Annotated in this window: 8 protein-coding genes; 7 read left to right on the top strand and 1 reads right to left on the bottom strand. The window is 65.2% G+C overall.

The features are described 5' to 3' along the window. The first annotated feature begins 77 nt into the window (after window positions 1-77). The 6 genes from HOY44_RS19665 (at window position 78) to hflX (ending at window position 8,418) form a co-directional block, all read left to right on the top strand. Window positions 78-2,333, top strand: coding sequence for a sensor histidine kinase NtrY-like (locus tag HOY44_RS19665; RefSeq protein WP_502710705.1), 2,256 nt, complete (start codon window positions 78-80; stop codon window positions 2,331-2,333). 16 nt (window positions 2,334-2,349) lie between these two features. Continuing rightward, entirely contained in the window at window positions 2,350-3,786 is a 1,437-nt protein-coding gene (ntrX, locus tag HOY44_RS19660) for a nitrogen assimilation response regulator NtrX (protein WP_008328662.1), read from the top strand. 57 nt (window positions 3,787-3,843) lie between these two features. Next, the gene (gene trkA / locus HOY44_RS19655; RefSeq protein ID WP_008328664.1) at window positions 3,844-5,220 is read left to right on the top strand and encodes a Trk system potassium transporter TrkA; all 1,377 of its coding nucleotides are present in this window, start codon (window positions 3,844-3,846) and stop codon (window positions 5,218-5,220) included. Window positions 5,221-5,229: 9 nt separating this feature from the next. After that, a complete protein-coding gene (locus HOY44_RS19650; protein WP_287437112.1) occupies window positions 5,230-6,756 on the top strand; it encodes a TrkH family potassium uptake protein in 1,527 nt (508 codons plus the stop codon). Between the two features lie 139 nt (window positions 6,757-6,895). After that, a complete protein-coding gene (gene hfq / locus HOY44_RS19645; protein WP_008328667.1) occupies window positions 6,896-7,132 on the top strand; it encodes an RNA chaperone Hfq in 237 nt (78 codons plus the stop codon). Window positions 7,133-7,134: 2 nt separating this feature from the next. Then, window positions 7,135-8,418, top strand: coding sequence for a GTPase HflX (gene hflX, locus HOY44_RS19640; protein WP_287437109.1), 1,284 nt, complete (start codon window positions 7,135-7,137; stop codon window positions 8,416-8,418). 281 nt (window positions 8,419-8,699) lie between these two features. Here the strand turns inward: hflX and HOY44_RS19635 are convergent, their stop codons facing one another. After that, window positions 8,700-11,183 (bottom strand): penicillin acylase family protein, encoded by a 2,484-nt coding sequence (locus HOY44_RS19635; RefSeq protein WP_287437107.1) that lies wholly within the window; start codon window positions 11,181-11,183, stop codon window positions 8,700-8,702. Between the two features lie 77 nt (window positions 11,184-11,260). On the opposite strand from HOY44_RS19635, the gene HOY44_RS19630 reads away from it, so the two are divergent. Then, window positions 11,261-12,124 carry an NAD(P)-dependent oxidoreductase gene (locus HOY44_RS19630; RefSeq protein WP_287437105.1) on the top strand — a complete coding sequence of 288 codons (864 nt, stop codon included), beginning with the start codon at window positions 11,261-11,263 and terminating at the stop codon, window positions 12,122-12,124. Window positions 12,125-12,165: the final 41 nt, after the last annotated feature.

Below are 12,165 nucleotides of genomic sequence, written 5' to 3'. Positions count from 1 at the left end.
TTTCGGGCACAGGCGGGCTGAGCGACGGGCGTGACGCGTTACGAGCAGGCCCGGACCGACCTCGGAGCAGTTGAGTGATGGCGGCGCGCGGCGCAAAGCGACAATGGACACTGGAACGGCTGGCGCGGCTCAGGCGCTGGCGCCGGATGCAGTCGGTCATCACCGTCGGCATCGTCGTTCTGGGTCCGATCCTCGCGCTCGCGACCTACCTGATTCTCGGGCCGCTCGATCAGGGCGTGGCGAGCAACACGCTGCGCTTCGTTCTGCTCGGCGATTTCATCTACATCCTCGCGGTCGCGGCGCTGGTTCTGTCCGGGGTCACCCGGATGATCGCGGCGCGCCGGGCGAAATCGGCGGGGTCGCGGCTCCACCTGCGGCTGACCGGGGTGTTCGCGATCATCGCGCTGATTCCGACGGTGCTGGTCGCGGTCTTCGCCGTTCTCACCGTGAACGTGGGTCTGGAAGGCTGGTTTTCCGACCGGGTGAGTCGGGTGGTGGGCAACAGCCTCGAGGCCGCGCAGGCTTATGAGGAGGAGCACCGTCAGGGGCTTGTGCAGGACGCCAATGCGCTCGCCGCCTATCTGAACCTGTCGAAAGAGGCGAACCGCTTTCTGACTGACGCGCAGCTTCGACAGGCGTTGCAGCAGGCGCAGAACCAGATCCAGCGCGGGCTGCGCGAAGCCTTCGTGATCGACAGCAGCGGCGACATTCGCGTGCGCGGCGACCGATCCTATCTGTTCGACTACGAAGAACCCGACGCCAAGGATATCGCGCGCGCGTCCGAGGGCGAGGTCGTGGTGATCGAAGATTGGGACATCAACGAATTCCGGGCGCTGGTTCAATTGAACAGCTTCCCCGATCATTACCTTTACGTCTCGCGCAGCGTGGATGGCGAAGTTCTGAGCCTGCTGGACGAAACGCAGGAAACCGTCCTTTTCTATCAACAGCTTGAGAACCAGCGGGGCCGCGTCCTGTTCGAATTCGGCCTGATCTACCTTGGTTTCGCGGCGATCCTCATCCTTGCCGCGACGTGGCTGGGCATGTGGTTCGCGGAACGCTTGTCGCGGCCTGTCGGGCGGCTTGCGGGGGCGGCACAACGGGTGGGCGAAGGCGATCTCGACGTTCAGGTGATCGAAGAGGACGGCGACGACGAAATCGCCACGCTGGGCCGTCAGTTCAATGCGATGACCCGGCAACTCAAGGGCCAGCGCGACACGCTGATCGCCAGCGCCGACCAGATCGAAACGCGGCGGCGTCTGTTCGACAGCGTGCTTTCGTCCGTCACGGCGGGCGTCGTGGGGCTGGACCCCGAGGGCAAGGTGACGTTCCTCAACCGCGCGGCGGCCAAACTGCTCGACCTCGCCGGGCCTGATCCATCGAATGTGCCGCTGTCGCTTCTGGTGCCGGAATTCGGGCCGCTCTTCGACCGTCTGCGCAGCGAGGCGCGCAGTCAGGTTCAGGAGGAGCTGGGGCTGACGCGCATGGGCAAGGCCGAACGCCTGCTGGTGCGCATCGCGCGGCGCTATTCCGACGAGGGCGCGCTCGAAGGCTACGTGATCGCCTTCGACGACGTGACCGACCTTGTCTCCGCCCAGCGCGTCGCGGCCTGGGGCGACGTGGCGCGCCGGATCGCGCATGAGATCAAGAACCCGCTCACGCCCATCGCGCTGTCCGCCGAACGCATCAACCGCAAGTTCGGACGGACGATGGAGGACGAGGATGCCGAGAAACTCGAAGAGCTGACCGGGACCATCGTGCGCCAGACCGACATTCTGCGCCGGATCGTCGACGAGTTCTCCAAATTCGCGCGGATGCCGGAGCCTGAAAAGCGGCCCACCGATCTGGCGAAACTGTTGCGCGAGGCGGTGGTGTTGCAGGAAGCCGGGCAGGAGGGCGTCACCTTCGACGTGGACATTCCGCGCGGCGAACTGCCCGCCGAACTGGACGAGACGATGATCGGACAGGCGCTGACCAACCTTATCAAGAACGCGGGCGAAGCGATTGAGACGCTTCAGGAAAAAGGCCCACCAGACGGGCATGTCCCCGAAATCCGCATCGCGCTGACTTCCGACGAGATCGACGCGCGGATCACCATTGCCGACAACGGTGTCGGCCTTCCGGTCGACCGCGCCCGCCTGTTCGAACCCTACGTGACGACCCGCGACAAGGGCACCGGCCTTGGCCTGCCCATCGTGAAGAAGATTATCGAAGAACACGGCGGCACACTCGCCCTGACCGATGCACCGGATTTCGGCTCGGGTCAGATCGGTGCGATGGCCGTCATTACGCTGCCACTTCCGGCTGCCGCGGGGGCCTCCCGCGCTGCCGAATGACCGAATTGAGGGACCTATGACCGACATCCTGATCGTCGATGATGAACGCGATATCCGTGAGTTGATTTCGGATATCCTTGAGGACGAAGGATACACGACGCGCAAGGCGGGCACGTCGGACGAGGCGATGGCGGCGGTGACCAGCCAGCCGCCCGCGCTGATGATCCTCGACATCTGGCTGAAAGACAGCGCGATGGACGGGATCGACATCCTCAAGGCCGTCAAGCGCGACTATCCCGAGGTGCCGGTCGTCATCATCTCGGGCCACGGCAACATCGAGATCGCGGTGGCGGCGATCAAGCAGGGCGCTTACGACTTCATCGAAAAGCCTTTCAACATCGACCAGTTGATGGTGGTGATCGCGCGGGCGATGGAAACCTCGCGCCTGCGTCGCGAGAACGTGGAACTGAAGCGCAAGGGAACCGGGCCGGTCGACATGATCGGGGCGTCTGCCGCGTTCAAGTCCCTGAAATCCAATCTGGAAAAGGTCATGCGCTCGAACGGGCGCGTTCTGCTCACCGGGCCTGCGGGATCGGGCAAGGAACTGGCCGCGCGCACGATTCACGCGGGGTCCGATCGCTCGGGCGCGCCCTTCGTCATCGTGAACTCCGCCGCGGTGGAGCCCGACCATATGGAAGAGGTTCTGTTCGGCAGGGAAAGCCCTGAGCGGGGCATCGAAGAGGGGCTTCTGGAGCAGGCCAACGGTGGCGTGATCTATTTCGACGAGGTGGCCGACATGCCCCCCGGCACGCAATCCAAGATCCTGCGCGTGCTGGTCGAGCAGAGCTTCACCCGTGTCGGCGGGTCGGACAAGATTCAGGTGGACGTGCGCGTGATTTCGTCCACCACCCGCAATCTTCAGGCCGAGATCGAAGCCAAGCGGTTCCGCGAGGAACTGTATCATCGGCTGAACGTGGTGCCGATCCATGTCCCGCCGCTGGCCGACCGGCGCGAGGATATCCCGGTGCTGGCCGAACATTTCATCAAGGTGTTCAACGCCACCCAGGGTCTGCCGCTGCGCGATCTGACGGATGAAAGCGTGGCCGTGCTTCAGTCGATGCCGTGGCCGGGGAACGTGCGCCAGTTGAAGAACGTGGTCGAACGGGTGCTGATACTCGGCGACGGCACCGGCCCGATCGACGCGGGCGAACTGCCGGGCAGCGAAGGGGGCGACATGGGCGTCGCGCCGGGGGGCGGGATCATTCTGCCCACCGCGCTTGCGACCCTGCCGCTGCGTGAGGCGCGCGAGGCCTTCGAGCGTGAGTATCTGATGACCCAGATCAACCGCTTCGGCGGCAACATTTCCCGCACCGCGAATTTCGTCGGGATGGAACGGTCGGCGCTGCACCGCAAGCTCAAGAGCCTCGGGATCGTGACCGGCACCAAGTCGGGTGCGCGGGTGGCTTATGTGGCCGAGGGCGAGGATGGCGAGGATCAGGCCGAGGCCTCCTGATTGACCCTTGGCCCGGTTCCTGCCAAGGGTTGAGCGACGACAAAGCAGGATGTCCGAATGAAAGTCATCATTTGCGGCGCGGGCCAGGTCGGCTGGCAGATCGCGCGCCACCTGTCGGGGGAACGCAACGACGTGACCGTCGTGGACAACAACCCCGATCTCGTCGCCCGCGCGACCGAAACGCTGGATGTGCAGGGGATCACCGGCTTCGCCTCTTATCCCGACGTTCTGGACAGCGCAGGCGCGCGTGACGCCGACATGGTGATCGCGGCCACCCATTCGGACGAGGTGAACATGGTCACCTGTCAGGTGGCGCATTCGGTTTTCGCCGTGCCGCGCAAGATCGCGCGGCTCAGGGCGCAAAGCTATCTCACCGCCATTTACCGCGACCTCTACCGGCAGGACCATCTGCCCATCGACGTGGTCATCAGCCCGGAACGCGAGGTGGCCGAGGCCGCGCTGCGCCGGTTGCAGGCCCCGACCGCCTTCGACACCGAGCGGTTCCTGAACGACCGGGCGACCCTTCTGGGGATCGCGCTGGAAGAGGACTGCCCGGTGGTGAACACCCCGCTCAGGCAGCTCACCGACCTGTTCTCGACCCTGAACGCCATCGTCGTGGGGGTGCGGCGCGAGGGCACGCTGTTCGCGCCCGAAGCCAATGACCAGTTGTTCCCCGGCGACCAGATCTATGTCTTTTCCGAAACCAAGGACGTGAACCGCACGCTCGAGATTTTCGGCAAGCAGGTGAAGCGGCAGGAACGCGTCGTGATCCTTGGCGGCGGCAACGTGGGCCGCGCCGTGGCCGAGGCGCTGGAAACCCGGACCGACCGGGTGCGCGCCAAGATCATCGAGCTTGACCGGGGTGTGGCCGAACGGGCGGCGGATTCGCTGGAACGGACCGTGGTTCTGCACGGAAACGGGATGGACAAAGAACTGTTGAAAGAGGCCGGGATCAGCCGGGCCGACGCGGTTCTGGCCGTCACCTCGGACGACAAGGTGAACATGCTGGCCGCCGTGCGCGCGCGCAACATGGGCTGTCCGATGTCGATCTGTCTGGTGAACGACCCGTCTCTGGTGCCGTTGATGGAGCCTCTGGGCGTCGACGCCTATATCAACCCGCGTCAGACCACGGTGTCCTCGATCCTGCGCCATATCCGGCATGGTCGGGTGCGCGGCGTCTATTCGGTGGGCGACGCCGAGGCCGAGGTGATCGAAGCGCAGGTTCTGTCGACCAGTCCCATGGCCGGGAACCGGATTGCCGACATCGATTTTCCCGAGGGCGTGCTGGTCGGCGGGGTGCTCAAGGGCGACCGTTATGTGAAGCCCGCCGGCTCCACCCGGATCGACGAAGACGACGTGGTGGTGATTTTCGCCATGGCCGGGGACGTGCCCGAGGTCGAGCGCCTGCTTCAGGTCTCGATCGACTACTTCTAGCCGCGCGCGATGTTCGAGACGCTCGCCAAGCTTCCGCTTCTGGTCACGGTCATCGGTCTGTGCGCGCTGGCCATGCTGCTTCCGGCGGCCCATGCGTTGGTGATGGAAGACGATCACGTGGCGGGGACGTTCTTTCTGTGGTCGATGCTGACGCTGGTTTTCGCGCTGATGCTCGCCATCGCCATGGCCGGGCAAAGCCGCTTGGACCGGCCACGCCGTCACCTGATCGGGCTTCTGTTCATCTTCACCGTGCTGCCGCTGCTGCTGGCGATCCCGTTCCAGCAGGCGGTGCGCAACACCTCGTTCCTGAACGCCTATGTCGAAATGGTGTCGTCTCTGACTTCGACCGGGGCCACGCTGTTTCACGAGCCGGGGCGGCTGTCGCCCTCGATCCACCTGTGGCGGGCGACCGTGGGCTGGCTGGGCGGCCTGTTCGTCTGGGTCAGCGCCATCGCCGTGCTGGCGCCGATGGCGCTTGGCGGGTTCGAGGTGCGGGCGCGGCGTATCGCGACGCAGGGCGCGCAGATCACGCAGATCGAAAAGGTCGCCGACCTCTCGGCCCGTGTGCGGACCTATGCGATCCGGCTGTTCCCGATCTACACCGGGCTGACGGCGACCCTGTGGCTCGGCCTGATCCTCGCCGGTGAGACGCCGCTCATCGCGCTGTGTCATGCCATGTCGACGCTGTCGACCTCGGGGATTTCGCCGGTGGGCGGGGTCGCGAACGGCGCGTCGGGCTATGGGGGCGAGGTGATGATCGCGATCTTCATGATCTTCGCGGTGTCCCGTCTGGCGTTTTCGCGGGACGGGCAGGGGTCGGAAATGGCGCGGTTCATCCACGACCCCGAAGTGCGACTCGCCACCATCATCGTCGTCGTCGTGCCGCTGTTCCTGTTCGCCCGGCACTTCATGGGCGCCTATGAGGTGGCGAGCGAGATGACGCTGTGGTCCGGTCTCGCGTCGCTCTGGGGGTCCGTTTTCACCGTGCTGTCGTTCCTGACCACGAACGGCTTCGTCTCGAACGCATGGAACACGAGCCAGGCCTGGTCTGGCCTGTCGACGCCCGGCCTGATCCTCATGGGGCTGGCCCTTGTCGGCGGCGGCGTAGCGACCACGGCGGGCGGGGCCAAACTTCTGCGCGTCTGGGCGCTCTACCAGCATGGGCGGCGCGAGCTCGACAAACTGGTGCATCCGAACTCGGTCGCGGGATCGGGGAGCGAGGCGCGCCATATCCGCCGCGGCGGGGCCTATATGGCATGGGTGTTCTTCATGCTCATGACGCTTTCGGTCGCGGTCGTGATGATGGCGTTTTCTTTCACCGGCGAGAATTTCGAGCAATCCGTCGTACTGACGGTCGCGTCGCTGACCACCACCGGGCAACTGGCGGAACTCGCCGCCTCGGAACCGATCCGCTACGGGCTTCTGTCGACCTCCGGCAAGCTGGTGTTGTCGGCGGCGATGGTGCTGGGCCGTCTCGAACTCCTCGCCATCGTGGCACTCCTGTCGCCGGATGTCTGGCAACGGCGCGGACGGTGAGCCGGGGACCGGGGTGCAAAAGATTTCGGCAGAGCGATTATTTTTGGGGGGTTTAAATTCCTAACGCCTTCATTACTATTGAAAGAGTTAGGGATACCTGCCGTCTTGCGGCAGCACGATAAAACAAGGGCAATAAGCGATGGCTGCTGACAAGCAAAACCTTCAGGACGCATTCCTGAATCACGTCCGCAAGGCCAAGGTGCCGGTGACGATCTTCCTCATCAACGGGGTCAAGTTGCAGGGCGTCATCTCGTGGTTCGACAACTTCTGCGTGCTCCTGAAGCGGGACGGGCAGAGCCAGCTTGTCTACAAGCACGCCATTTCCACCATCATGCCGTCGCAGCCGATCAACCTCTACGACGGCGACGATAACTGATTTTGGAACCGACGGGCGAGCCGGGCGCGACGCGCGCCTGGGTCATTCATCCTGAATTGACCTCGGATCAGGAGCGGCGGGACGCAGGGCCCGCGCTTGAAGAAGCCGTGTCCCTTGCGCTGGCCCTGCCGGGGCTCGAGGTCGTGGGCAGCCAGATCGTGCGCCTGCCCAAGCCGCACCCCGGTCACCTGTTCGGCACCGGCAAGACCGAAGAACTGGCCACGCAGCTCAAGGCCAACGAAATCGAGCTGGTCCTAATCGACGGGCCGGTGTCGCCGGTGCAGCAGCGCAACCTCGAACGCGAGTGGAAGGTCAAGATCCTCGACCGGACCGGGCTGATTCTCGAGATTTTCTCGGACCGCGCCGCGACCCGCGAGGGCGTGCTTCAGGTGGAAATGGCCGCGCTGTCCTATCAGCGCACGCGGCTGGTCAGGGCGTGGACCCACCTCGAACGTCAGCGCGGCGGGCTCGGCTTCGTCGGCGGTCCCGGCGAAACGCAGATCGAGGCCGACCGGCGCGCGATCGACGAACAGCTGACCCGGCTGCGCAAGCAATTGGCGAAGGTCGTGAAAACGCGCGAGCTGCACCGCGCCGCCCGTGCCAAGGTGCCGTTCCCGGTGGTCGCGCTGGTCGGCTATACCAACGCGGGCAAATCGACGCTGTTCAACCGCATGACCGGGGCCGAGGTCATGGCCAAGGACATGCTCTTCGCGACCCTCGACCCGACCATGCGCGGCGTCGATCTGCCCGGCGGGCGCACGGTGATCCTGTCGGACACGGTGGGCTTCATTTCGGACCTGCCCACGCAACTCGTCGCCGCCTTCCGCGCGACGCTGGAAGAGGTGCTGGGCGCGGACCTGATCCTGCACGTGCGCGACATCGCCCATGACGAAACGCAGGAACAGGCTGAGGACGTGCTCGCGATTCTCGAAGATCTGGGCGTGGACGAGGACGTGCCGCTGATCGAGGTATGGAACAAGATCGACAAGCTCGACGACCAGACCCGCGCCGCCTATCTCACACAGGCCGACCGCACGGACGAGGTGGTGGCGATGTCGGCCTGGACCGGCGAGGGGGTCGATGCGCTTTATCCCGCCATCGACGCGGCGCTCAGTGTCGAGACCCGTGAGGAAGATCTGCTGATCCCGTTTTCCGAGGGGCGCAAGCGGGCCTCGCTTCATGAGACGGGCGTGGTGCTTGACGAGGTGCAGACCGAGGACGGATGGGAAATCACCGTGCGCTGGACCGACAAGCAGGCCAATCAGTTCCACAAATCCCACGCATAGACCGGCCGCCGCCAGAGGGCGTTCGGCGACGGCCAGCCTATTACCGTGAGTGACGGCAGGTTGCCCTCGCGTTGCGAAGCGTTCGGGATCAACCGAGGCGCTATATGACGATTGCGTGACGATTTGCCTACCCCTTCGAAATCGCGGATAGGCCAATAATTGCTGACCGAAACATTCTTCGTCTGACCAGTTGGTCTAAAACGGAACAAGATCAAACCGCTAAGACGCGGCGCTGCGAAAACGCCGTTTTCCGTGACGTAGCGTCATAAATGACCAAGTGTTCAGTTCTGGAGTCCGGCCGGGGTCAGAACCGTCGTCCCGACCGAGGCGGCGCGGGCCAGATCCGGGTCCAGAGACATCGGCACGTATTCGCCGCGCCGCCACAGATCGCCCAGATCGTCGTAATGGCGCGATAGGAAATGGCCCGATTGCCCGGTCGAGGTGATGAACAGCGACGAATCCGGGTCGGCGAAGTCATAGACGCCCCGGTAGCCCGCACCATGCACGTTCAGGAACGGGTCAGGGTCGCGCCCCGAGGTCTTGCCGCGCAACAGCGTGTTGTCGCCCCCCGAGGTGGACTGACGGATGTTCACGAACCATTTCAGCACGGGCAGATCGCCCAGCACCTGATGGTCATGCGTCGCCTCGTGCGCATCGCCCCAGCGCAGGCTTTCATAGGAACTGCCGTAATGCTCGTCGATCCACAGGAGCGCGTCGTCCAGCGCCTCGCGCGCGATCTCGGTGCAGGTCTCGGTGGGCGCGGACTGCACCACGTCGCACCAGACGCTCGCACCGTCCACGTCGCGATAGACCCGTTCGATGAAGATCGGCTCGACATGGTGGAACACGGTGGCGAGCGGCCCCATCTCGTCGCGGATCAGGCGGTTCTGAAGCGCACGCATCCATGCCATGTAGATCAGCGGTTCCGGCAGATGCTCGTTCATCTCGCCGTTCCAATTGGCCAGCAGGTCCAACGCCTGTTGCCGCTTGCGGTCGGGCGTGCCCTCGGGCGCGGCCTCGCCGGTGAACCACAGATCGGCCCCCACGAGCGGCAGAAGGTTGCGCGCGGTAGGCGACACGATGTCGAGTTGGGCCTCGATGAAGCTTTCGCGGGTGTGCACCTCGCGGTTCTGCATCAGGAATTCCCACCGCTGGATGCGCTGGCTGTCGCCCCAGTCGTAACTCACATGGAGCGGAAAAGGCCGCTCGAGCAGCTTGTTGTTGGTGTTGCCGACGATCCCGCCCGAGGGCGAGACGAACTGCGGATTGGCCGCATAGGCTTCGCGCCCGACCCAGCGGTTCTCCTCCCGCCAGCCGGGGGCGGGCAGGCGACCGAAGGTCATGTGATCGGCGTCGCGGCGCGGCATGGCGCCGATGGTCTTGAGCGCGATGGTGTCGCGGTCGATCATCGTGACGTTCTGGCTGGGGGCCACGAAATCGCGACCGGCCTCGATCCCCTGAACCACCGACTTGGCCTGCATCAGCTTCATCGCGGCGGTCATGGAGCGGTCGTTGCCGGCCAGCAGCGTCCACCCCAGCGCGGCGACGTGACCGGGCGGGGTGACCGAGGCGAGGTTGTAGTGCTTGCCGGGGATGATCGGGCCGTTGTCGGACCATTGCAGGTTGATCGTGACCGGCGCGGCATCCTTGACCCGGATGATCGACGACCGCTGCGTCAGGGGCTGGTAGCCAAGCGGGGTCATCACCTCGGCGGGGTTCTCGGGGTTCACCTTTTCGATGAACACGTCCTGATCGTCGAGGTAGGACGAGGTGAGGCCCCATGCGAAATCGGCGGACCGGCCAAGAAGGACCGCGGGCACACCGGGCAGCGTGCCGCCGATGACGGCGCCGGAGGCCAGCTCCAGCCGCGCGAGATACCAGATGGTCGGGGCCGAAAAACCAAGGTGCGGGTCGTTGGCCAGAAGCGTGCCACCCGCCGCAGAGCGATCGGGCGCGGCGGCCCATGCGTTCGATGCGCCGCCCAGTCCCCGGTCCGCCGCCGGGTAGAGCAGCGCGTCCTCCGGGCTGTCGTCATAGGCCGCGAACTGCGTGGCGTCCGGGCGGTCGGGGAACAGCGAGGCATAGTCGGGCAGGGCGGCCACGCCGCTCCCCGGCATGTCGGGCAGGATGTCGGCCACCCGGTCCTCGTCCAGCGACAGAGAAACGCGGGCGCGCAGCACTTCCTCCTCGATATGCCCGGCGAGTTGCACGCCCATGAGCTTGAGGATCGCGATGGAATCGGCGGGCACCCACGGGGAAATCGCGTTGTCGAACAGGAAGAATTCCGGCGCGCCGCGCCCCAGCGCCTCGTCGTTCACCCGGTCGAGCCACGCGTTCACACCGCGCGCATAGGCCGTGAGCGCCGCCTTGGTCGCGTCGTCCTGTGCCTCGACCGACGCTTGCGCGAGCCGGTAGAGGTCGAGCCGCCGCATCAACTCGTCGGTCTTGAGCGTCCGGTCCCCGAACATCTCGGACAGGCGGCCCTGCACCGTGCGGCGCATCGTGACCATTTGCCAGAGCCGGTCCTGCGCATGGGCATAGCCGAGCGCGAAATAGACGTCATTGTCGGTCTTGCCGAAGATATGCGGCACGTCGTGGTTGTCGCGCACGATCTCGACCGGGGCTTCCAGCCCGATCACGCTCCGCTCGGCCTCGTAATCCGGCAACGACCGGGATGCGAGGTAGTAGACGAAGGCGAGCGCGAGAACGGCGAGCACCAATACGGCACTCACACCGCGCACCATCCATTTGAAGAGAGACGCCATGGGACCCTTTGTTGACCTGTCCGCTGCCCCCGTTCATTAAAGGCTCCAAACAACAGGTGCAATGAAGGGAGAGCGAGATGGCCAAATGCGCATTTCTGGGGCTTGGCGTGATGGGATACCCGATGGCGGGCCACCTTGCGGCCAAGGGGCATGAGGTAACCGTCTACAATCGCACGGGCGCCAAGGCCGAGGCCTGGGTCGCCGAGCATGGCGGGCGGGCGGCAGCCACCCCGCGCGAAGCGGCGGAGGGTGCCGAATTCGTGATGGCCTGCGTCGGCAATGACGACGATCTGCGGGCGGTCTGCACCGGCGACGATGGTGCATTCGCGGGCATGAGCGAGGGCGCGATTTTCGTCGATCACACAACGGTGTCGGCGATGGTGACGCGGGACATGGCCGAGGTCGCGGGCGAGGCCGGGATCGGTTACGTCGACGGGCCGGTATCGGGCGGTCAGGCCGGGGCCGAAAACGGCGTGCTCGCCATCATGTGCGGCGGGGCCGAGGAAACCTTCGCCAAGGCGGAGCCGGTGATGGCCGCTTATGGCCGCTCGATCAAACGGCTGGGCGACACGGGCGCGGGGCAGCTCACCAAGATGGTGAACCAGATCTGCATCGCCGGGCTGGTGCAGGGCCTGTCCGAAGGGCTGGCCTTTGCCGAAAAGGCCGGGCTTGACGGGCGCGCGGTGGTCGAGGCGATCTCGGGCGGCGCGGCGGGAAGCTGGCAGATGGTGAACCGTCACGAAACCATGCTGGACGATCATTTCGACCACGGATTCGCCGTCGACTGGATGCGCAAGGATCTGGCGATCTGTCTGGCCGAGGCCGAACAGACCGGGGCGGTGCTTCCGGTCACGGCACTGGTCGATCAGTTCTACAAGGACGTGCAGAACATGGGCGGCAACCGCTGGGATACCTCGTCGCTCATCAAGCGGCTGCGGTGACCCGGCAAAACGAGCGTCTGGTGAAACTGACCGACCCCCGT

It is taken from the genome of Maritimibacter sp., from assembly GCF_016774595.1.
GTDB lineage: Bacteria > Pseudomonadota > Alphaproteobacteria > Rhodobacterales > Rhodobacteraceae > Maritimibacter > Maritimibacter alkaliphilus.
This window is presented reverse-complemented; position numbering and strand designations above follow the sequence as displayed.